Annotated in this window: 17 protein-coding genes; 12 read left to right on the top strand and 5 right to left on the bottom strand. The window is 52.8% G+C overall.

The features are described 5' to 3' along the window. Positions 1–17: 17 nt before the first annotated feature. From virB10 to ACYVDM_RS21730, 10 genes are all read left to right on the top strand, one after another. Positions 18–1,151 carry a type IV secretion system protein VirB10 gene (gene virB10 / locus ACYVDM_RS21775; protein WP_415788785.1) on the top strand — a complete coding sequence of 378 codons (1,134 nt, stop codon included), beginning with the start codon at positions 18–20 and terminating at the stop codon, positions 1,149–1,151. Then, on the top strand, positions 1,129–2,136 hold the full coding sequence (gene virB11 / locus ACYVDM_RS21770; RefSeq protein ID WP_415788783.1) for a P-type DNA transfer ATPase VirB11: 1,008 nt from the start codon (positions 1,129–1,131) through the stop codon (positions 2,134–2,136). Before virB10 ends, virB11 begins: the two co-directional genes overlap by 23 nt. A gap of 148 nt (positions 2,137–2,284) precedes the next feature. Next, positions 2,285–3,202 carry a TrfA gene (locus tag ACYVDM_RS21765; RefSeq protein WP_415788781.1) on the top strand — a complete coding sequence of 306 codons (918 nt, stop codon included), beginning with the start codon at positions 2,285–2,287 and terminating at the stop codon, positions 3,200–3,202. A 342-nt stretch (positions 3,203–3,544) separates the two neighbouring features. After that, positions 3,545–3,982, top strand: a complete 438-nt coding sequence (locus tag ACYVDM_RS21760; RefSeq protein ID WP_415788779.1) for a hypothetical protein — start codon at positions 3,545–3,547, stop codon at positions 3,980–3,982. Next, a complete protein-coding gene (gene stbB, locus ACYVDM_RS21755) occupies positions 3,979–4,686 on the top strand; it encodes a StbB family protein (protein WP_415788777.1) in 708 nt (235 codons plus the stop codon). The genes ACYVDM_RS21760 and stbB overlap by 4 nt, the downstream gene beginning before the upstream one ends. An 8-nt stretch (positions 4,687–4,694) precedes the next feature. After that, positions 4,695–5,129, top strand: coding sequence for a hypothetical protein (locus ACYVDM_RS21750; protein ID WP_415788775.1), 435 nt, complete (start codon positions 4,695–4,697; stop codon positions 5,127–5,129). Positions 5,130–5,141: 12 nt separating this feature from the next. Continuing rightward, complete coding sequence (locus ACYVDM_RS21745) at positions 5,142–6,785, top strand: type IV secretion system DNA-binding domain-containing protein (RefSeq protein WP_415788772.1); 1,644 nt, start codon at positions 5,142–5,144, stop codon at positions 6,783–6,785. Positions 6,786–7,133: 348 nt separating this feature from the next. Next, on the top strand, positions 7,134–9,998 hold the full coding sequence (locus ACYVDM_RS21740) for a hypothetical protein (RefSeq protein WP_415788770.1): 2,865 nt from the start codon (positions 7,134–7,136) through the stop codon (positions 9,996–9,998). Position 9,999: 1 nt separating this feature from the next. Beyond that, complete coding sequence (locus tag ACYVDM_RS21735; RefSeq protein WP_415788768.1) at positions 10,000–10,464, top strand: response regulator; 465 nt, start codon at positions 10,000–10,002, stop codon at positions 10,462–10,464. Then, positions 10,445–11,611, top strand: coding sequence for a 5'-methylthioadenosine/S-adenosylhomocysteine nucleosidase family protein (locus ACYVDM_RS21730; RefSeq protein WP_415788766.1), 1,167 nt, complete (start codon positions 10,445–10,447; stop codon positions 11,609–11,611). The genes ACYVDM_RS21735 and ACYVDM_RS21730 overlap by 20 nt, the downstream gene beginning before the upstream one ends. Positions 11,612–11,787: 176 nt before the next feature. Here ACYVDM_RS21730 and ACYVDM_RS21725 read toward each other — a convergent pair whose 3' ends face one another. The 4 genes from ACYVDM_RS21725 to ACYVDM_RS21710 form a co-directional block, all read right to left on the bottom strand. Beyond that, a complete protein-coding gene (locus ACYVDM_RS21725) occupies positions 11,788–13,668 on the bottom strand; it encodes a coiled-coil domain-containing protein (RefSeq protein WP_415788764.1) in 1,881 nt (626 codons plus the stop codon). Between the two features lie 2 nt (positions 13,669–13,670). Beyond that, positions 13,671–14,174 (bottom strand): ABC-three component system middle component 2, encoded by a 504-nt coding sequence (locus ACYVDM_RS21720; protein ID WP_415788762.1) that lies wholly within the window; start codon positions 14,172–14,174, stop codon positions 13,671–13,673. Next, positions 14,162–15,163 carry an ABC-three component system protein gene (locus ACYVDM_RS21715; protein ID WP_460475466.1) on the bottom strand — a complete coding sequence of 334 codons (1,002 nt, stop codon included), beginning with the start codon at positions 15,161–15,163 and terminating at the stop codon, positions 14,162–14,164. The genes ACYVDM_RS21720 and ACYVDM_RS21715 overlap by 13 nt, the downstream gene beginning before the upstream one ends. Before the next feature lie 182 nt (positions 15,164–15,345). Then, complete coding sequence (locus ACYVDM_RS21710) at positions 15,346–15,624, bottom strand: hypothetical protein (RefSeq protein WP_415788758.1); 279 nt, start codon at positions 15,622–15,624, stop codon at positions 15,346–15,348. Positions 15,625–15,847: 223 nt separating this feature from the next. On the opposite strand from ACYVDM_RS21710, the gene mobF reads away from it, so the two are divergent. Further along, a complete protein-coding gene (gene mobF / locus ACYVDM_RS21705) occupies positions 15,848–18,745 on the top strand; it encodes a MobF family relaxase (protein ID WP_415788756.1) in 2,898 nt (965 codons plus the stop codon). Between the two features lie 254 nt (positions 18,746–18,999). Then, on the top strand, positions 19,000–21,294 hold the full coding sequence (locus ACYVDM_RS21700) for an AAA family ATPase (RefSeq protein WP_415788754.1): 2,295 nt from the start codon (positions 19,000–19,002) through the stop codon (positions 21,292–21,294). A gap of 249 nt (positions 21,295–21,543) precedes the next feature. Here ACYVDM_RS21700 and ACYVDM_RS21695 read toward each other — a convergent pair whose 3' ends face one another. Then, positions 21,544–22,305, bottom strand: a complete 762-nt coding sequence (locus ACYVDM_RS21695) for a hypothetical protein (RefSeq protein ID WP_415788752.1) — start codon at positions 22,303–22,305, stop codon at positions 21,544–21,546. Positions 22,306–22,750 lie beyond the last annotated feature (445 nt).

Raw genomic sequence — 22,750 nt, 5'->3', positions numbered from 1 at the left:
CCACAAAGGAATGCCCCATGACGGAAAACGAGCAAGGCACTCTGCAGTTAGACTCCCAACAATCCGACAACCATGCAACTCCTGACCTGGAGCGGGAACCGCTGAACCTGGAGACCGCTGGACGCACCGCACCGCGTGGCGCACGGGCTTTTCTTTGGTTCACCATCCTGGTCGCACTTGCTGTCGCCATCGGCGTGCTCATCAAGGCCTGGAGCCATGAACAGCAGGAGGACAGCAACAACGGCCTGGAAGCGGACCAAAGCGGTATCACCAATCGCTTAAAAACACCCAAGGTCGAACGCCCTGCGCCATCGCCCGCCCCTCCGCCGCCGGTTGCCGATCCCGCACCCGAACCGAGCTATAGCGTACCGCCACCCGCACCCGAGACCCCACCGCCTGCCGACGAACTGACACAACGTCGGCTGGCCAGCCCATTGCAAGGGGACGGTCGGGACGGAAACGGCGATACCACAGTCCAGGCAGATGCCGCACAAGGCCCGTATAACGATGCGGGTCCGTTGGCCGACAAGTTACGTCCGCTGGAGTTGTCCCCGTCTGTAGCGGGTCAATTGGGTGATCGCAACTTCCTGCTGACACAGGGCACCATGATCGATTGCACGCTGCAAACGAAACTCGTCAGCACGCAGTCCGGATTTCTAACTTGCTTGGCAACACACGATGTCAAGAGCGCCAACGGCCAGGTCACACTCATCGACGCCGGTACCAAATTCACGGGCTATCAGTCTGGCGGCATCCAACAAGGACAGGCCCGCGCGTTTGTGACCTGGAACCGGCTGGAAACCCGTACCGGCGTCATCGTGGATCTGAGTTCCCCCGGCACTGGCCCGCTTGGAGAAGCCGGGGTCGATGGCGATATCGACAATCACTTCGGGGAACGCTTTGGCAACGCCATTCTGCTGTCTCTGGTCGGCGATTTTGGCAACTGGGCATCCAACCAAGGCCAGTCTGGCAACGACAACATTCGTTTTGACAATACGACCCAGGGCGGTCAGGAAGCCATCGCCAAGATACTGGAGAAGTCGCTGGATATACCTCCAACGCTTTATAAGAACCAGGGCGAGCGTATCGGCATCATGGTCGCCCGTGACTTGGACTTCAGCCACGTCTATGAGCTTGAACCCATCCCCTGAACCGATTCCATTTGATCGCTCCATCTCGGTTCGCACCTTTCTACGACCGTTAACCAACCACTTGGAGAACCCGAGCGTGACGGAAATTGCCATCGTGCGGGCCGGGGAGTTCTACACCCGTACGCGTGGGGCATGGGAATTACAGACGTGCCCCTCGCTCACCTATCCGCACCTGGAGGCCCTGGCCACCGCGTTGGCCGCGTACAACCACATGGCACGTAGCCCGATCCAGTCCGTCATCTTGCCGGACGGGGAGCGTGGCCAGATCGTGATGCCACCCGCCTGCATTGACGAGACGTTAGCCATCAACATCCGCAAGCACACACAGGCCGCATTTTCCCTGGAGGAACTGCAGGCACAAGGCGCGTTTGCGAGCACGGCCACCAATACGGCAGGCGACGTCTCGGCCTCAGACCAAGCGCTCATGGCGCTTCAAGCGGCAGGCGATATTCCCCGCTTTCTGCACGACGCCATCCTGGCACGCAAGAACATCCTCATCTCGGGCGCGACCGGATCCGGCAAAACCACCTTTGCCCGCTCGCTGATTGATCGCGTTCCCGTCGATGAACGGCTGATCACGATTGAAGATGTCCATGAACTGATCCTGCCACGGCACAGAAACCGGATTCATATGATGTATGGCGGTACACGCGGCCGAGTATCTGCCACCGACAGCTTGGCCGCCTGCATGCGACTGTCGCCCGACCGGATCTTTCTGGCCGAGTTGCGCGGCCCTGAAACCTGGGACTATCTGGCGGCATTGAATACCGGCCATCCGGGATCGGTCACCACCACACATGCCAACAGCGCCGCCGACGCCTTTGACCGTCTGACCATTCTCATCAAGCAATCGCCAACCGGCGGCAACCTAGATTTGCCGACCATACAGGCCTTCTTGCGCCAGACCGTCGATGTCGTGCTGCATTTCGAGCGCTTTCGGCTCAAAGAACTCTGGTTCGAGCCGAAAACACCGGTCGGCAGTTAGCCCGCGACACCGCCCATCAGGGCAAACACCTGTTATTGCGTTTCCGGCCTGGCATGTCCAGACGCCGATTACCCCATCCCCTGAACCCGTGTGAGGCACTGCACACGCGCCAGGCAGGCCTTATACCGGCTCGCCTGGAGCTTGACCGATGATTTCATCCACACGCCAGCCCTTTCACCAGGACGGCAACTTGCTGCACCTGTCTGCCGCCATGCAACGGACACACCAAAAGGCCCAGCAGGCCTTGGCGGCAGCCGCAGAAAAACAGGCTCGAACCCCAACACCCTTTATCCTGCCCGGCATCAAGGAAACAACACGCGCCATTCCCAACTACATTGCCCGAAGCGCCATCTTTGCGCCCGTGCGCCGAGGCTGGCGCACTATGCATGACGACACGGTGTTTCTCGAAAGCAGCAACATCCTGCTCAAGGGATCTGGCAAGCAGTTAAGCGAAGACCACGCGGACATCTGGATGCATGCCATGTATCTGCAAACTACGGCCTTGCTCGGCGAAGCGCCCGTCATCAACCGTGCCGATTTTCTGCGAGGCATGGGCCGACCGACAGGCGGCAGCCAATACGAGTGGTTACATGAAGGCATGAAGGATTTGGCCCGGTTTACGCTGTGCATTGAGGCCCGACGCAAGGACGGCTCCATCAAGTACAGCTATGGCAATCATCCCTCAACACGGGTGCTCGCCATGATCGGTGGCTTTGATTACGACGCGCACAGCGCCTGCTACACCATTTATGCCGATCCGCGCTGGGCACAGATATTCGGCAATCGCGAGTACGCCCTGGTGGACTGGTCCAAGCGCTTACAGATGCGGCTGGATCTGTCCAAAAGTCTGCAGCGACTCATCGGCACCTCGTCCGATATCCAGCAGAAATACAGCCTGGAAATCCTAAAGGAACGAGCACAGTCTACCGGTCGCATGAGAGATTTTCGGATCAGTTTGGAGCGCAGTTTGGCCGAACTGGAGGCGCTGGGCGTGATAGCCGAGCCCCGAATCGAGGCGGCCATCAAGGGACACGAACAGGCGGTTTGGACGCGATTGGATCGCTAAGCCATCGTGTCATAGCGTCTCATCCAGCGCACCAAACCCGCCTTTTCAAACCCGTTGACTGATCATTGATTGACCAAAAATCGCCTGTGGATAAGTGGTCTTCGGCGTCGGCATAGCATCGCGCCTGCATCGGCATAGCATCGCGGGTTATCGGCACAGCATCGCGCTTTATCGGCATAGCATCGCGCATCGGTTTTGGAAACCCGCATGAATAGGGGCTCTCCAGCCATCTCGACACCTTCTACCTTATTTCTACCTTATTACTACCAGGTGAGCTTGTGGATAAGTCGGCCTATGGCAAGCCGCGACCCCACCCCGTCTTCAACTCAACCATGGAAGCCTATGAATGAATCCCGACCCGTAGCGCGCTATCGCGCCACCCTCGCGACCTTGGATCCTCGCATCAGCACCGCCGCACAACTGCGCGCCCTGTTTCCGTTGATCGAAGTAGAGCTGGCAACTGGTGTCCCGCATGCCGCCGTGCTGGACGATTTGGCAGCAGCTGGCCTGCAGGTTCAGTTCGGCACCTATGCCATCACGCTGTACCGCTGGCGCAAAGCGCAGAGGAAAGCCGCCAAGTCACCGTCTCCACCTTCACCCCCCACCTCGTCGCCACCCACACTGGATGCCATTCAGGGGCGACCCCGCGACATCAAAACGCCTGGTGATCTACGAAAAATTCGCGACATGCGTATTGACCTGGAAGCACTGCGCCGCGAAGGCCAAGCCAACCGTACACCCACCACTGACAACCCGCCCACCAAAAGGAACAAACCATGAAAGTCGCCGTGCTCAACTACACCGGCTCTGTTGGCAAAACGGTCACTGCCTCGCACCTGCTTGCACCCCGCATGAACAGCGCGCAAATCTTTGCCGTCGAATCCACAAACGAAACAGGCGCAGATCTTGGCCTCGATGTCGATCAGCTACGCGGGGAGCACTTTGGCCGACTGTTTCGTGAATTGCTCACCCGAGACGATGCCATCGTCGATGTCGGTGCCAGCAACATCGAGGATTTTCTGACGCACATGATGCGCTACGAAGGCGCTCATGAAGAAATCGGCTACTTCGTGTTGCCCGTCATCAATACTGGCAAAGCCCAGCGCGAAACCATCAAAACTGTCGCAGCGCTGGCCGAACTGGGTGTGGATGCCGAACGGGTACGCATCCTGTTTAATCGTGTCGATAGCAGCGTGGCCGATGAATTCCCATCGATCCTGGCCTATGCCGCCAAGACCGGCGAGGTGCAAGTCAACCCTCACGCGGCCATCTACGAAAACGAAGTATTCGAGCTCCTGGCCGAACAACGCACCACCATTGCCGACGTGCTGGCAGATCAAACCGATTACCGCGCCCTGCTTCGCGTCGCCGACCCAGACGATCATGTCCGCATTTCCCAACTGAGCAGCCGTCACGCCCTGCGCGCCTTGGCCAAGCCCGTAGATCGTCAAATGAACGCGGCCTTCAACGCGCTGTTTTCCTGAGCGCTACCATGGAATCCAACCTGGCTCCCAATAGCGCTCGCACCAAACTGGATTTGCTCTATCACGAGGTGCTGGGTGAAGTGACCAGTCTGGTAGACCGACTGGAGCGTACCACTCAGCACATGCATACCGTGCAGAAGCATATGCAAGCGATGGCGGACACACAGCAAGCCTTGCCCCAACAACTGAATCGCCATCTGACGACCACAATCGAATCGAGCATCAGGCCGATCCACCAGGATGCACAGCAGGCCATTCAGGCCATGCTGTATGACACCCGTCAGCAACTGGAGCACGTGGCCCGAGAGGCCACACAGTACGCCAGCACGGCACACCGCTCTGCGCGTCGCATGACTTGGATTGCCCTGCTTATGGGTGGTGCTGCTGGCATCCTGGGCGGATTGTTGGCGGGTCTAACCCTCGGTCAGATGCTGATCTCATGAGGACTGGCACCCATGTCCACCCTGATCTCCCCCATTACCCGGAGGCGCATTGCTGCTTTTTCATTGGTGCTCTTTCCTGCAGGAGCCTGGATGGCCGTCGCCACCTGGGGCAGCCACATACACTGGCGAGACTGGAATGCCAGCGCTTTTTGGCACTTCATGGTGATAACTCCGCAGTACCCTTTGCTCTATGGTGCGCTAGGTGTCGGGTTAGTGCTCGCCCTCATTTTCGTCCTGTTTGTCGGACGCACGGCACGAACAGAAGGGTTTGAAGGGGCAGGCTACAAACGCTTCGTACGGGGTACTCGTACCACCTCAGCCCAAAGGCTGGCACGCCAGTGTGAGGAAAGCGGTAAAGAACAGATCGACATTGGCGGCATTCCCATGCCAACGGCCAACGAAAACCTCCACCTGCTCATCAGCGGTGCCACCGGTTCGGGTAAATCGGTGTTGTTGCGCAACATGGCCGCATCGGTCCTGCGTAGGTCAAAGCGTGACATGCAAACCCGATTATCCAGACAAGCAGCGGATCGCAATGACCGCATGATCGTGATCGATCCCAATGGCGATCTGCTCAGCAAATTCTGGCAGCCGAACGACGTGATCCTCAACCCCTACGACGCCCGCAGCCAGGGGTGGTCCTTCTTCAACGAAGTTCGTGCCGACTACGACTGGAAACGGCTGGCCCACTCGATGGTGCCGATGAGCCAGGACAAAAATGCCGAAGAGTGGAACGATTTCGGGCGGCTGCTCTTACGCGAAACGGCCAAGAAACTACATCAAATGCAGGGCGAGCAAGCCAGCGTCATGGATCTATTTCGCCTGTGCACCATCGAAGACCCCAAGGTCCTGAAACAGTTCCTAGAGGGTACGCTGGCCGAATCCCTGTTTGTGGGCTCCAGCGAGGCCAGCAAAGCCCTGTCCTCTGCCCGCTTTGTGCTGTCGAACAAGCTGTCGGAGCACACCGGCATGAAGCCCGGAAAATTCTCCATCCGCGAATGGCTGTCCAAACCTGATGGCGGCAACCTGTACATCAACTGGCGCGAGGACATGATGAGCTCCATGAAACCGCTAGTGTCCTCATGGGCAGACGTATTCATCACGTCCATTCTGTCCATGCCGGAAAGCTCTCATCGGCGCTGGTGGTTATTCATCGACGAATTGGCCAGCCTGGAAGCGCTTCCCTCGCTGGAAGCAGGCCTGACCAAGGGCCGGAAAAATGGCCTGCGCATCGTGGCCGGGCTGCAAAGCACATCACAGTTGGAACACATCTATGGCAAAACCATGGCCACAACCATCCGCGCCAGTTTCCGCAACCTGGCAGTGCTGGGCGGCTCCCGCACAGACCCTCAAACTGCCAAAGACATGAGCGAAAGCCTGGGAAAACATGAGGTGGAACGCCCCAAATACAGCGTCAGCCGCAGCGTCGACAACCGGAATACGTCGGACAACATGGAGCGTACGACCGAAGATGTCGTTACGGCGGCCCAGATACAGGCGCTGCGATCACTCGGCGGGTACGTTGCGCTAGCAGGAGACTTCCCGATTGCGAGGGTAACTTTGCCGTTCAGGAAATTCGGATCTGCTGCGATGGCCTTTCAGGAGTCTGGGAGAGACGATAACTCTGAATGTCGGCAACAAAAAAGTGACACATGACGCGCTGCCACAGCACAATTTTCCACAGGCGCAGGCCAAGTGTATCCAACTCAACATTCGCTACAATAAGTAACTTCGTAACATATTTCAGATACTCAGTGCTGATGGTGTCCGTACTTTTTTTGCTTTCCTCAGAGGGTCGAGGAATGCCGATATTCGCCTAATGGAGGTCGTTTCTGCGCGTAAGCAGCAATCAGAGCTAGAAATATGTCGAATTGATCACACCAGATTACGTGTTAGTTCCTAACTAAGACAACGGCATCTCTCCTCGACGCGTCAGAGCGAATAGATCTTGCGCCGCTATGCGCGTTGCACGAACTATTAAATAACAAGGAAATAGCAGATCTGATGGAAAATCGCATATTGATTCATCGCGAATTAAAGAAATTGGATATTCGCATACGAAATAAAGTACGAGCAATTGTCGCAGGAGAAATAGCAGATAGCGTGCGAATCCTAAACTCATTGCGCGAGAGGCTAAGCGTGCACGAGCTAGCTCAAATAGACGTAGTCCTCCGCGCATTTGGGCAGATTAGCATCGTATCAATTCCAGATCTATTTCCGTCGCATCCGCAAATTACAGAAAATTTTAAGCGGCTTAAACTGCTGACCCTGCCAAAGCAGCTAGCATTTCTTGATGTGTTATGCAAATCTCATTTTGATAAGCTCGAAGCGAGCCTACGCTGTGTCGAAGCCATAAACGTCGCGGTACTCAAAAAAGACTATCAGGGGGCATCACTAGCTATTGCCAAAGCGTACCGCGAAGCAGGTGCAAGTCATTTTCTATTACGTAAAGCAGCGCTAATTTCGGTGGAAAGGGAAAATGGAGACGAACTACCTGAAGTCGATTCCATTCTGGAAGACGCTGGCATAAGGGTCAACAATTTAGTTTCTAGCTCTTTGGTCAATTGTTACCAAGAGGGCCAAGACTTTCTTAGTATGAAAAAATCTCTATTGGGCTTGCCCAACAAAGGAGACTTGAATAAATTCACTCGCGATACGTTAAGACTTGCCTTTCATCCTCATGCGGCAGACACGGAGGATCTGACCAATCTCATTCAGAGCAGCCTGCAGTCATCCCTACTCGATGCGATAATCATTGCCAAAGTAAACAAACATGCATTCCAGGCAAATACCTATAACTATCTCAATATAATTTTTGAGAGGTTGGAAAACCTCTCTGATATTTCTGCAATTGCTAACCAATACACTGAATTCGAAGACGGTGAAGAGCTATTTTACAAACGCTCAAGCGCCTGGTTAGAAAACGACTCTGTCGTGCTGTATAGAACCCTTCAGGATAATTTTTACGATTTTCCTGAGTCCCCGTATATAAAGCTAGATGAAGAACTGTTAACTCGCGTTGGCCAGTGGGTGGGCGACGTCATTTTGCCAGAACTGCCTTCTGGCAGAAAAATGACGCGACATACTTGGACCTCGCTTTCGCGTTTGGAACGAGATGGCTCCACGACACGTTCGTCGGTTTTCAATTATCTAATAGCAAAACACAAGGGATACGCTGATATCTCTGAAGACGGCTTATTATTGCTGATGAGTCGAACTCGTGATCTTTCCAAAACCATAAATCCTGCCTATCTTCGAAATATGGCAGCATGTTCTTCATCTCAGATATCTAAGCTCATATATTTTCTGCTAATAGCCAAGAAGAGTAGGAGCGAAGGCGATGATCATCAATTACGAAGAATCCTTCAGAAGTTGGTCTTGGATTCTTATAACGGTCGCCTAGTTGATTTTGTCGCCGCCATGTCAACTTGCTCTCAAGTAGTCGCTGAATACATGTACGAGGTCTTTACAGAAGACTTCATTGCAAAACTATCAAAAATAATACTCACAGCCTCTCAGATTACTGAAACACGTGCTGCTTTGCATCGTTTCATGGGGGATACCACAGGCGAAAAGATCTACCTTGATCGAGCCCGTACTCTCCTGATCGACCATCAGATCAATAAGCTGAGAAATGAAATTGATGACAATAGAATATATGTAGATTCCTCACGACTTCTTGAATGGATAAATGACGAGTTGATGCGAGAGCTGAATGCCATACTTACAGCACTAGATCTTAACAATTCCCTTGAGCAGGATAGCAACCCGCAGATGTTGGAGATAATTGGTAGATGTTATGCCGCATTTTGTGGAAGCACCGTTTTCGGAATTGCTTCATATTTAGGACGAAGAATTAGACATGGCACTTTCAAAGGGCATTTATACTCCTCTGTAGTTAATCTCTCAAAACTCTCTAAATATCAATCTCTTCTTAATGAAAATCTTGTTGGACAAATATGGTCAGATTGGCAAGCACGCTATGAAACCGTTATAAACGAAATAATAATTGATAGACTGCACGTTGAATCTCCAGGCAAGCGTCAAGCTTTACTGAGGCCAAGGTTAGAGGGCCCTCACAAGATGGAGATTGCGAACGCTTGTTCAAAAGCGGTGATGCGAGACTACTCGGAGCGTAAGACATCTCAAGCGGCTCCACAAATACTGATTGAGTATTGTTGGAGAATGCTGGAGGACGACTTAAATAATGTAAATACCTTCCTTAAAGGCAAGAAATCTGAACTAATCGGTGCAGACCTGCTATCTCAAATAAAATCCTGCGCGCATAGGTCCGAGCTTGCGGGAGTATTTTGTCGAGACTTAACCCATCACATAAATGAAAAGCTGTCGTCTATGTATGGATGGTTTAAACGCCCAATTAGTGTCTCACCGAAAGCTTCGTTATCTCTCCTTTTTAGAGCTGTAGCCGCTGAAGTCAGGGACACATTTCCCGACTTCAAGATCGACCAACTACATGATCATGATGACGATATCGAGATAGTCGGAGGAGCGTATCATGTGCTCTACGACGCTTTTTACGTTGTCATCTACAACGCTGCAAAACACGGTAAGCCGGGAGCAGAGGTCGACAGATTATTTCGTTTCGTGAGGAGACAGCCTCAGAATGATTTGGCGGTAAGTATCACTATTACTTCACAGATTAGCGACGATGACACAAGCGAGTATGTAAACTCCCGTCTCGAGGTGAATCCAGACGACAATCTAGATAATGCACAAATCTCTGAAGACCGGAGTGGAATTCGGAAACTCCATCAGCTTGCACGTTCAGATCCAAATTTTTCAATAAACATTTTGCACTGCGAAGAGCGCAACGTAGTTATATCAATGTCGTATTTGCTGGAGCATTAACATGCACAGAATATTGCTCATCGAGGATGATAGCTTCAAGGCAATAAATATCCGCGAATATATTCTTGAATTAATGCCAGACTCCTCATTTGATGAGATTCCCAGCCTCGTGGAAGCGATAGATTTCATAAACAAGAATACCTACGATTTAGTGCTAGTTGATATGGCGATACCCAGTCATCCGAGCTTGCAAGGAGAAGGGAGTCCAATGTCTTTTCTTAATGGAGGCTTGGAGATTTTATTGGAGCTCAAATCACTTGACCGCAAAGACCCATGTATTGTGATTACTCAGTTTCATGAGATCGAAATCAGTAGCGTTCATTACGCAGTGAAGGACGCCGCAGACGCCATCAAGAAAGAAATAGATTGCGATATTCTCGGATGCATTGAGTACTCTGAGGAGAGCGAGCGCTGGAAGGCTGATTTATCAAAATTTATTAAAAAAAATGAAAATCCTAATACTTGAAGATCAAGAAGAGAAGTACCGTCAAATCGAAGAGCAGGTTAAAGGCGAGGCATCTGATGCTGATATAACATGGGTGAAAAATTTTCAGACCTTTCACAGAGTACTTGAACGCGAAAAATTCGATCTAATTATTGCTGACCTAGTCGCTCCACAATTTGATGGTATTGAAGAGCGTGATCTGACACTTCAAATAATTGATGCTGCGCGGGATCATGACTGCATCAACTGTCGGTCGCCTATGCTGGCTCTAACTCAGTTCTTGCAAGCAGCGGATGAAAGCTACAAAGACCTTAATTCGAAAGATATTGCGGTCGTAACATTCGAACCTGCAAATCAACTTTGGGTTGAGCCATTACGAGAAAAAGTTAGAGCTTGCAAACCACCATTACGTTTTGATTTCTTGATTATCTGCGCTCTTCCGAAAGAGGCGAATGGATTCCAAGAAGCTGGCTATGAGCTCGGCCCGCTGACAGGAGTTTTCGGTCTTGAAATTCGTGGCCTCGAGATAAATGGCCGCAAAGGCGCTATCGTGATTGCACCACGAATGGGATTGGTCAGCTGTGCGATAACTACAGCCAAGGCCATCGACTACTTCAAGCCTGATTTAGTGTGTATGAGTGGAATTTGCGCGGGAATAGAAGGTAAAGCCGATATCTATGACGTCGTCATACCAGAAATTTGCCACCAACATGATTCTGGAAAGTGGGGAAAGAACGGCTTCGAGCCTGAGCTATACAGCGTCCAGATCCTACCTGAAGTGCGTCTCAAACTTAACGAGATTATCCAGTCTCAGGAGTTTATCGAAACAGCGACTGAGGGGATAAAACTGGGACGTAGTGAGCTACCAGATTCAATGGAACATTTCGCGCCTAAGGTATTGCTTGCGCCTACTTCCAGCGGCAGCTCCGTGGTTGCAGACAAAAATTTCCTAACGTCTATCAAAGAGCAACACCGCAAGATTACTGCCTTTGAGATGGAGGCATTTGCTGTATATGAGGCTGCTCGCCTCTCCTCTAGTCATCCGAAATTCTTTAGCGCCAAGGCTGTTGTGGATGACGGAGGGCCTCATAAAGGCGATCAGTATCACCGCGCAGCATGTGTACTGTCCGCTAAGATTGTATATGAGCTGATTCGAAGGGGGCTATGAGTTGGTCAAATCAGTCGCAATATACCCTAGAGTGACGCTCCAGAGCGTCGCAGATGAAACATGAATAGGATACAGAGCTGTTTTCTTACTGACAGCTTTGCATCCTTTGCATTCGAAGACTCAAAACCTACAATTTCTCAGCGGTAATCCCCTCTTTCTCCTCGTTTGCTAAAGCTCTAGTCGAGTACGGGGAACAGGCCCTGCCGCCCTGTTCCATTCTCACCACTCCAAATCTGGACTCCCTGGCGACCGGTTATTGACTCAGGAGGGTCCTGATTCTCGAAAACTAAGAACTGGGCGAATGCAGACATTGACGACAAATGAGCATAGAAAGCTTCATTGAGAGCTGTTTGCCCAAGCTCTTTCTCATCGGACCGAAGCTCTCCATGCTTGAAGCCCTTCAGAGGGCTTCGATATGTGAGAAGCGGAGAATCGAGAACAACAAATCCGGGATGTGGAAGATTCTTTTCATGACAGTACACCAAAAGAGCTACTTTCATAGCCGAATGCAAGATTGCCCGAATACCCTTGCCGTTATCCGATCTTTCCTTTCCATTCACGACGATGTCTTGTTTTTTGAAGTCGAAATCGACAGTCTGAATTTGGGGAAAATTCCAGGCTTTTAAAACGGCAAGTACTGTTCGAGAAAACTCTGCCCCTGAACTCGACCCGATGGGGTCAGGAAGCCCATCAGCACGCTGCTTTCCAAGCTTTTGCGCTTTCAGTGCTGCAATACGACCTTCGTGTGCCTCTTTAAGCTGGAACAGAGCAAGCCGATTTTGAAGTGACAAACGCTCACTTACCGCCTCCTCATACCTCTGACGTGAAGCCCCCTCCAGCGGCAGCAGGTCATCGATTTTTCTGTCTTCCTGCGCCAAATTTTCCGCAAGATCCACATGATTTTTAGTTAAAACTTCTATTTTTTTATTCAATGCGGAGATAGTGAATTTGAGCCCATCCAGATCGCGCAGAATCTTCTCAATCTCTGCTTCTGCAGCAGCAGACTGGGCCTCAAAGTCGTGCACACCCTCGGGATGATGCTGGTGATTCGGTTCCGCGCCACATACCGCACAAGGACGAGCACTCAAGTTTGAGAATAATAGGCTACCTTCTTGAAGGGCTTCTAGGCGTTCCATATCCAACAGATAGGTCGATCGGAGCTCCTCAAAGCGCATTAACATCCTCGAGTGCGACGACAGCCTATCTTCTATTAATGACTGACTTTCAAGGATGTTCCTCCTACTGATCCGTCGTGCGTCTAACTCACTCTGAAATTTCTTAGCATCTAACTGAATATCCGCCAACGATTGGTCCAAGCTATCTAAACGATCAACAAGTTCGGTCCTTGTCACAGTCCTCAATTGCACCTCGATCTCAGCAACCATCTCCTCCAAGACTTCTAGCTTCCCTTCTCGATTTGCTTTCAGGGTTTCTGTTTTTGGGACGCTTGCAATTGCAGAATCATCCTTGCCATTGAGGAGAAATCGAAAAATGCTTTTATCTTCGGTGCTTAGTCGTTGATCCAACGATTTCAAGGGACTACCCTCTGTCACCATCGATTCTTCGCCAACAAGTAAATATCGACTCAATAGCCGGAGCGACAACGTTACCTTATCCCCTGTCTCGTTTCTTAAAATCTGGGCTCCTAACGGCATGCCCATATTCTCGAAAAAATAGTCTGAGACACTTCTCTTTTTTTTCTTTGTCTTCGTCTTCTGATTGCTTGCTAGCGTTTCTCTGGAAACACCATTCAAGTTCTCTTCTACATGTCCTTCGAAAAGCGATATGTCCCCACCACTGGCAGAGCGTGATAATGTATTTTTACTGCCATCAGAAAGAGTCACCCATAGATAGAGATGAGTGTAATTTTGGCCTTGCTTAGGCATTTTCAACGAATCTGCACCCAGCATGAAGTCGAGCGCCTTAAGCGTAAACGACTTGCCGGCGTTCGATCCACCGTAGACAATGTTCAATCCGGGAAATAGATTGAGAGACGCAACCGGAAGCGCTGGCCCTATGAAGAATAGTCGATTTAAGCTGATTGGCTTGAAAGTCACGACTACATCTCCTGATTTTTAGGGCCACTCTGTGGATTGGCGTTCATTTCGGACAGCTTATCAAGCATCCATTCTTCGAAGTCTAGCGGTTCATACATATGCCTCTCATATAACCAAGCAGCACGATGCTTCAGCTTTTCGTGATAGGGCGCAGCGACCACATCTAGCAAACCGGTGGCCTCCTCTGTAATTTTGTATGCTTGCCCATCAGCATCGTTATGAAGTTCAATAAGATGCGCCCTTTGCAAGAATAGGAGTGCACGCTGAATCCCTTTACGCCGCACAAGAAACTCACCCGATCGCGATGCCGTAGCAACGTGAAGGCTTTTCGGACCATCAATATCTTCTGTATGAAGGATGTAGTAGTCGTAGGCCGAAAGATACTTTAGATCAATCGTACAAGGATGAAATGCTTCGAGAATAAATAGAATACGCATTCCTATCTCGGTTAAGCTATTGAATAAGCTGTTGCTCTCCAATCCCTCCAGAGAATTCACTTTTTCCATGGCATGACTCCGATATTGGCTTGCTGGTGGCATACGCCCTGTTTGACACTAACGGCAGCTGAATTGTGTTTACCGAAAACTCCTGATACTTGGACGTTGCCGGCAGATTTCATAACTGCATTGACTCGAGGTAATCCTGAACTACTTAGATACTCATCGATAACAGCATGGTAAATATCGTGATTGAACTGTTTTAGAGTTTTCGGATCGATGTTGTCTCGAAAATGCCGATGGAAAGCCTCAGCGTCGTAGTATCGAGTACGCTGAACTAAGAGGTGTTGTCCATATTTCTCATGAGCATGAACAGCGTCCTCATTGGAAAACTTTTCTCCGCAATCATCTTCATACACACCAATGAGTTGATTAATGAGTCCTCGCTCAGTGGGATCAATATCCGCTGGCACAGTTCCCTGTGGCGCACTCCCTGGATTTACATCCATGAAATAGTGCAATACTTTCCGAACGTTAGGCTGCTCAATAAGTTTGGTGTTATTCCAAGCCTCAATCTTAGAGAAATCGTAACCCTCAATCGCTGTCTTTAATTCAGAGGATAAGGGAATTTTTTTCTTTGAGATAATTTTCCCTGAACAACGTACATCCCATTCATCTAGCAGAGCTGCTTTCAGTTGCTTTGGAGAATTAACAAACTTTTTCGTCTCTTTAGAAATTCCATTCGGAGCAACGAATATGTACCTACGTGGCAATATAAACTCGTTGAGAGATGCGTAATAGAAGACCTTTCCAATCTCGGCGAAAAACTCTCCATCTTTCAGTGTGGATCTGAGTTGCTTGCATTGGAAATTATCCCAATCACCGTCATGGCGCTCTTTGGTTAAAAAGCCGACAGCATCCAGACCTCTGTCGTAGGCTCCGGAAGATCGAGAGAAGTCGAAATATATTTCACTCTCTAATGCCAACCATTTCTTCACCAGCTCCTCGAGTTCATCCGAGTCAAGCTTCAATATGAGCGCACTCTCTTTTAACGACATATTTAACTTTATTGAGTCAATGGTTTAAAACGTGAGATTTGAACGATAGCCAGCCTTCTAGCAGTTCTATACTTTTATGTTTCCGTCAAGGGCGATCTCTGACCTTCCCACGAAAGATATTCGTGACCGACCGAGCATTTCAACAGCAAAAAAAGGACCGATCTCTACTAATGTTCTTATTGCTAGACTAGCCATACTTCAGCAAAACCATCGCTAGAAACAACTGCTGCGCTCACATCACCAAGTGCCCGAAGCTCACATAGCGCCATTGGCTCTTTACGCAGCCACTGTCTTATCGAAAACTCCGGCTCAGCCTCATTGAGCTGATCGACAATGGCGCGAGGTGCGGTGTCGGAAAGATACCTGAGCGCCACAACACGTTCGCCAAGAATGGCTGCCAGCGCCCACTCATCGCCATCGTGCGTATCGCACACGGATTCGGGAATCGGATAGATTTTCATGTCAGACAAAACATAATTTATCTAAATGTGACTGATTTTAGCCATATCACCCGATTATTAAAGCTGCCATGCATAGGGATTACCCATAAATCCCTGAGATAAGTCACCTTTCCACGTTGTTTCTGCCAAGTTGATGATGGCAAATCCACGCGCTTCGGCAGCACACCGCACACCAAGCCGTTGACGTAGCTATTCCCTCTCCCCGTTCGCTTCTGGAGTTTCTATGATCTCGCACAGCCAGATCTATCGCGCTCGCGCGTCCGTTGCTACCCACTACTACGCAGACCAGGCAGACGATTACTACAGCCGAGACGGTGACGCTGCCACTTGGCAAGGTGAAGGAGCTCGACGGCTAGGCGCAGTCGGTGAGATCGATCCAGCACGTTTCAAGGCCATGTTGCAAGGCGAGTTTGGCCATCGTGTCGCCGCAGGCGAATCCATTCGTAAAGATGCCAAAGCCCGGGCTTCTCTAGACCTCACGTTCGGTGCCCCTAAGAGCATCACACTGCAGGCCTTGATCGGCGGTGACAAGCGCCTAGTCCAAGCCAACGACAAAGCGGTCGCAATGGCCCTGGACTATGTTGAGCAACACTTGGCCATGGGTCGCCGCAAGGAGAAAGGCAAATCACGCGTCGAGCACACTAGCAACCTCATCATTGCCAAGTTTCGCCACGAAACCGCCCGCCCTACCGAGGACGCTGCCCCAGATCCTCATCTGCACGTTCACGCGCTGTTGATGAACCTGACTCAACGCGCCGACGGTAGCTGGGTAGCCCTATCCAATGAGGAAATATTCAAGCTCTTGCGCGTGACGGACTCTATCTACCAGGCAGAATTGGAACGCAATGTCCGCACGCTGGGCTATGGCGTCCGCCATGAAAAACACCATATTGAACTGGCCCACATCAGCCGCGAACAAATCGAGTTCTTCAGCAAGCGAAGCACCAACATCACGGCAGAGCTCTCCGCACGCGGAACCAATCGCGACGAGGCTCCTCACGCGCTGCGCCAAGGTATCACATTGTCCCGTCGCCAAGCCAAAACTCAAAACTTCGATCGCGCTGCATTGCAACAACAATGGCGCGACGCCGCCGCGGCAATCGGCATGCAGTTTGGCCACACTACGCCATCATTTCAGGAACAGGAAGCCCCACATCCGCAAGCACCGGCCAACCTAGTCGCGGAAGCCTCATTAGACTGGGCGATTCGGCATCTGGCGGAAAGAGAATCCGTGATGTCCTTGGCAGACCTTTTGCGTCACGCGGTACGCCACACGGGCGGGCATGCAAACGTCACAACCATCCAAGACGTAATTCAGCAGCGTATCGAGTCCGGCGCATTGATCCGAGAAGCCCCTCACTACCGCGACGTGCAAGATAAACGGGCATCACCCATGACGCGTGACGGCTGGGCAGCCGAAGTGACACGCCTATCCAACGTGGCACAGCCTATCGCTCTGCAACTGGTCGACCAGGCCATCGCAGCAGGACGTCTGTTGATGGAGTCCCCACGGTACGCGACTCGGGAAGCTTTCGACGCCGAATCAAGAATCTTGTCGGCGGAGCTCGCAGGCCGCGATGACTGGCCCGCCACCATTGTCGAGTCCCATGCTGTAAACGATCTGGATATTCGGCTGACACCTGGCCAGCGCGAAGCGGTCATGCTGATTGCGACCGGATCAGATCAGGTCGCAGGTATTCAGGGACTGGCAGGCACGGGTAAATCCTTCGCGCTGCAGAACGCACAATCCGTACTGCACCAACACGGTCATACGATGGTTGCCCTGGCCCCTTACGGGAATATGGTGCGCAATCTGCGTGAAGACAACATATCTGCCAAAACGATCGCTTCCGTGCTCGCCGCGTCCGACAAACGCACTTTCACCGACAAGCTAGACGCTAAAACCGTGGTCGTCATCGATGAGGCTGGGGTGGTACCCGTCAGGCAGATGGACAAGCTGCTGTCCCTAATTCAGCCTACCGGTGCGAAAGTGGTTTTGTTAGGCGACACTACCCAGACCAAAGCCATTGAGGCCGGACGAGCATTTTCCATGCTGCAAGAACGCGGCATGCGCACCGTCTTGATGGGGGATATTCAGCGTCAGCGTTCGGAACGATTGCGCCAGGCGGTTCGGTTGGCCGCCGACGGCCAGGCCAGCCGATCCCTTCCACTATTAGACGAAATCCGTACTATTACGGATCAGTTCACAACAGATGAGCATGGTCACAAGCGTCGAGACAGTTCGGCACGATATGAAGCCATTGCTCAAGCGTATACAAAGCTTTCGGCGACGGAGCAATTGAATACCCTCGCGGTCACGGGCACCAACGACTCACGCATCTCAATCAACGCCCAGATACACCGACTGCTTGGCCTGCAGGACAAGGGCCAACAATGCGATCTCCTGACGCGCCGCGACACCACTCGCGCGGAGCGCAGTGTGGCTCGCTACTATACAGAGGGTGATATCGTCATTCCCGAGCGGGACTATCAGTGTGGGCTGAAACGCGGCGAGCCCTACCGCGTAACGGGCACCACGAGTCATGACCGCATTACCGTCAAAGCAGTGACTGCCAGCCAATCGTCTGCGCAACCCATAGAAATTATCCCTAAAACCATGAGCAAGCTATCGGTCTACCACCAGAGCCGAGCCGAGTTATCGGTGGGAGATCGCGTCCGGATCACGCGCAATGACACGCATAACGACCTGGTCAATGGCCAACTGGCAACGGTCGCCGCCATTGATTCGGCTCATGTCACCATCGAGACCCAAGGCCGATACGTTCGATTGTCCACAGATCGTCCCCTTAATATGGACTATGCCTACACCACCACCGCGCATAGTGCCCAAGGTTTGACTTGTGACCGTGTGCTTTACAACGCGGAAAGCTTCAGCCGCACCACGGCCCAGGACACCTACTATGTCAGTATCTCCCGTGAACGGCATGATATCGTTGTGTTCACAGACGACGCAGGAAAACTACCAGAGCGCGTGGATCAACTCACATACAAGGGTCTGGCACACGACCTGCAACCGGTGGTGAGCAAAGACCTGACAGACGGTCAGAACAGACTGGATCCTCTTGCCCTGCGCGCAGAATCTGAGATGGAAGTAGGATAACTAGTCGCCTCTTGCTCTCTATTCCACATACCGCCTAGTTAACCAAACAAGCAACGGCAACTGCATCAAAGTGGACTTGTTGCCATGCCCGGCACGTATCGGCCAAGAGCGGTCAGTGGGCACGATGCCATAAGCGATAGCTCGGCTCTGCGCATCAGTCTAGAATAAGCCAGAACGCGGGCCAATGGCAGCTCGCTCGACGAAGCGAGGGAGACGGGCATGATAGTCGCAATCGGGCGATCGGAGGGCCAAGCATGAGCCTTGATCGCATCCAGCTGCTTCGAAACGTGGGGCAATTCGATTCCGTAAGTGAAGGGGCTCAATTCCCGCTGACTCGCTTGGTATTGATCTATGCCGAGAACGGCCGCGGCAAGACGACGCTCTCCTCCATTCTGAGATCAGCGGGCACTGGTAACGCTCATCTCGTCACCGAACGCCATCGCCTCGGGGCGCAGCATCCTCCGCACTTGGTCTTGACCCCGAGGGCGGGTCCGCCACTGGTCTTCCAGAATGCCGTCTGGTCAAGCACACTGCCCGGCGTCGCCGTCTTCGATGATCACTTTGTCGCTCAGAACGTCTGCGCAGGCATTGAGATCGGCGCGTCACACCGGCAGAACCTGCACGAACTGATCCTCGGCGCGCAGGGTGTTGCGCTGAACGCCGCTCTACAAGGCCATGTGGCTAGTATCGAGGATCACAACCGGACTTTACGAGCGCTCGGCGACGCGATACCGGTGGAGGCGCGCGGCAACATGGCGGTCGATGCGTTTTGCGCTTTGCCTGCGCGAGCCGACATCGACGTCACTATCCAGGATGGCGAGCGAGACTTGGCCGCGGCAAGGTCGGCCGATGCGGTGCGGCAGGCTGCGACGTTTATCGCACTCAGCCTGCCCAGCTTCGACATCCCGGCCATCAACGCGCTTCTCGCCCGGACGCTGCCTGATCTTGAGGCGGAAGCTGCCCATAGAGTCCAGGCCCATCTAGTCAAGCTCGGTGGAGCAGGCGCCACGTGGGTCAGTGATGGCATGCAGAGTATCGCCGCCGCTTCCACTGACGTGGATCACGAAATCTGCCCCTTCTGTGCTCAGGATCTAGCTAACTCGCCTCTATTGGGCCACTACCGTGCTTACTTCAGCGAGGCCTACGATCAATTGAAGCGCGACGTGGAGCAGCAGGTCCGGGAGCTGAACAACACTCACGGCGCGCCTGCTGCGCTCACCTTTGAAAGATCGCTACGAGAAGCGGAACAGCGTCGCAACTTTTGGGGCGCCTTCGTGCAAGTGCCCGAGATCACTGTCGACACCGCGGTGCTTGCGCGCGCATGGGGAGAAGCGCGCGAAGCAATAGCAGAAGTGCTCACCGCAAAGCAGGCCGCCCCATTGGAAGGCAGCATCCTACCCGAGGCTGCAATGGCCGCTATCGCGAACTACGAGGCGGCCAAGGTGGCCGTCACTGCCTGTTCCGAGTCCTTGACGGCCTGCAATGACCAGATCGCACTCGTCAAGGAGCGCGCAGCCGAGGCCAGCGTCGCCGATCTGACAGCGGATCTAACGCGGCTGAAAATCACACGTGCGCGCTACTCCGCAAACGTCGCTCCGCAATGCGCGGCGTACGAAGAAGAAAAGGCAGCGAAGACCAGAACAGAAGGTTTGAGAGATCAAGCGCGCATCGCCTTGGACAACTACCGGCAGAATATCTTTCCGGCTTATCAAAGAGTGCTCAACGACTACCTCGGACGCTTTAACGCCGGGTTTCGCCTTGACCAAGTCGATTCAGTCAATACGCGAGGGGGATCGGCCTGCTCGTATAGCGTATTGATCAATAATGCAGTGGTGCCCCACACGGCCGATGTGGGTCCTTCGTTCCGCAACACACTCAGCGCTGGGGATCGCAATGCGCTTGCGTTGGCGTTCTTCTTCGCATCATTGGAGCAGGACCAGCAGCTCGCGCAGAAGATAGTGGTCATCGACGACCCCATGACAAGCCTCGACGAGCACCGTTCGTTGACTACCGTGCAGGAGATTCGCCGCCTGCTTCCTCGCGTTGCCCAGGTGATTGTGCTTTCGCACTCAAAGCCTTTTTTATGTAACCTGTGGGAGGGTGCGAACACAGCGGACCGCTCCGCCATCAGGCTGATTCGCGCAGCAGCGGGCTCGACATTCGCCGCCTGGGATGTCCGTCAGGACTGCATCACGGAGCATGATCGGCGTCACGAGCTCGTGACCGAATATCTGCAAGCCGCCAATCCGGCAGTCGAACGACAGGTCGCCGCAGCCTTGCGCCCCATTCTTGAGGCGTTCGCACGCGTTGCTTACCCCAATACCTTTCAGCCAGGTGGACTTCTCGGACCGTTCATCGGCATCTGCGAGCAACGGGTGAACACCCCGGGGCAGATCCTAAGTCAGGCCGACATCGTGGAGCTTCGGGCGCTGCTGGACTACTCCAACTTGTTCCACCACGACAGCAACCCCGCGTGGGCAATGCAGGTCATCAATGACCAGGCGCTCGTCAACTTCGCGCAGCGCACCTTGGCTTTTACCAGGCGGTAGGCTCGGAACAACGTCTGCTCGAGAGTGGCAGTGCTCGTCCCCATTCGCTGCTCTCGACCTCTTGAATGTCGGCATTGGGTCGGAAGCGGTCCGCTACGAAGAGCAACTTTCGGCCAGAAACCGTCGGTGGCTTCGAGCAAAAGCGGACGTTCAACGTTCACAATGAGCGGCCGGGCAACAGCAAGCGAAGCGCCGCGAACGGTCCCTCGATTATATTGTTAGACCGCTTCCCCGCAAGTTCAGATGCGATCAAAGCAATATCACTTCCGTTTCCGTTAGCCGGTAAAGCTGAACTTGGATCTCGCTACGCGCCAAAGCCGCGGCCAAGTCCTTGGCCAAGGTTTCATCACCGGGCAGCACGAGAGTGCGTGAACATTCAGGACTTTGGGCGTGAACGACTAGTTGGCCAATGCCTGTATAGACGTCTCCTCGCGTTGCCGATGTCTTTACCTCGAAAGCCTCTACTAGGTCAGAGCCCTTCGCGACACCGAGGTCAAGTAGCGTGCTCTTCACTAAGCGATGGCCAGCTTTCATGCCCCTGCTCTTGCGCCACTCCTGCAGCGCCTTGACAACTTCACCATGCCTAGAAACATAGTCAATATCGCGCGCTGTTACTTGTCCATTCTTCCGCCCAAAGAATTCATCGAAGTATTCCCGCAGCTTCCGTTCCTTCTCCCGAGCCTGCGTAGTCTGTGTTTCTCCACTGCGGACCGCAGCCTTGAAATCAATGATGGATTGGAGATACGCAATTGCTGGACGGGCAGCCCCTCGTCCCGAAACGGGCATCACAAGAATCCCTTCTTTGTATGATCCGTCGCTGGCGAGGACAGCTTGAAGCTGGAGATCAGCCCAGGCAACGAGCGCATCCTTCTTGACGCCTTTAGCGCCGCCTCCGACACGCCCGGAATGGAACAGATAAGCCCGGCCGCTCATAGAGTCTCGAGCGAAGAAACCAGCGATGGAGTCATTGCGACCCTCGTAAAGCGTGTTCACCTCTACTGCAATCGCCACGCCTGGCCCTTCTCCGATTCGGCCAAACCAATTCAACCTTCTGGGGGTCGCGACTCCGTCCTTGTGATCGGAGGACCAAAACCAGTACGCTCCGTTTGTGCGCACCCTCGCTTGCGACTGTCGGCCACCTTGCCAGCCAATGTCCCGAACCGCCGTTGTCGGAAACTCGCGACGGATTGTCGCTTCGAGCTCAGACTGTGCCTTACGAATCGCTGCGCGGTCTTCAATCAGTGTGAACATTAAGTGGGCCAGTGTAGGGAGTTTGAGGCAGTCTAACGTTTGACATGAGAGGCGCTAGCCCTGCAGCAGGTGTACTAAATAAAAAGACATTGCTAAATCTAGCCATGAAACGCGCCACACGGTTGTTGAATCAGATCCGCGAACGAGTTTGTAACAAACTCTATACTTATACAGAGGTCAGGCCTATGTGCAATGGGTACGCCTG

This window comes from Bordetella tumulicola (genome assembly GCF_054779135.1).
The sequence above is the reverse complement of the archived record's forward strand: the minus strand, read 5'-3'. Positions and strand labels throughout refer to the sequence as shown.

Coding starts and splice junctions, on each gene's coding strand:
- ACYVDM_RS21745 (WP_415788772.1), top strand. CDS start 5,142: ATGTCCACCCTGATCTCCCCCATTACCCGGAGGCGCATTGCTGCTTTT.
- ACYVDM_RS21710 (WP_415788758.1), bottom strand. CDS start 15,624: ATGAAAATCTATCCGATTCCCGAATCCGTGTGCGATACGCACGATGGC.
- ACYVDM_RS21720 (WP_415788762.1), bottom strand. CDS start 14,174: ATGGAAAAAGTGAATTCTCTGGAGGGATTGGAGAGCAACAGCTTATTC.
- ACYVDM_RS21715 (WP_460475466.1), bottom strand. CDS start 15,163: ATGTCGTTAAAAGAGAGTGCGCTCATATTGAAGCTTGACTCGGATGAA.
- mobF (WP_415788756.1), top strand. CDS start 15,848: ATGATCTCGCACAGCCAGATCTATCGCGCTCGCGCGTCCGTTGCTACC.
- ACYVDM_RS21730 (WP_415788766.1), top strand. CDS start 10,445: ATGAAAATCCTAATACTTGAAGATCAAGAAGAGAAGTACCGTCAAATC.
- ACYVDM_RS21750 (WP_415788775.1), top strand. CDS start 4,695: ATGGAATCCAACCTGGCTCCCAATAGCGCTCGCACCAAACTGGATTTG.
- ACYVDM_RS21700 (WP_415788754.1), top strand. CDS start 19,000: ATGAGCCTTGATCGCATCCAGCTGCTTCGAAACGTGGGGCAATTCGAT.
- virB10 (WP_415788785.1), top strand. CDS start 18: ATGACGGAAAACGAGCAAGGCACTCTGCAGTTAGACTCCCAACAATCC.
- stbB (WP_415788777.1), top strand. CDS start 3,979: ATGAAAGTCGCCGTGCTCAACTACACCGGCTCTGTTGGCAAAACGGTC.
- ACYVDM_RS21735 (WP_415788768.1), top strand. CDS start 10,000: ATGCACAGAATATTGCTCATCGAGGATGATAGCTTCAAGGCAATAAAT.
- ACYVDM_RS21765 (WP_415788781.1), top strand. CDS start 2,285: ATGATTTCATCCACACGCCAGCCCTTTCACCAGGACGGCAACTTGCTG.
- virB11 (WP_415788783.1), top strand. CDS start 1,129: ATGAGCTTGAACCCATCCCCTGAACCGATTCCATTTGATCGCTCCATC.
- ACYVDM_RS21740 (WP_415788770.1), top strand. CDS start 7,134: ATGGAAAATCGCATATTGATTCATCGCGAATTAAAGAAATTGGATATT.
- ACYVDM_RS21760 (WP_415788779.1), top strand. CDS start 3,545: ATGAATGAATCCCGACCCGTAGCGCGCTATCGCGCCACCCTCGCGACC.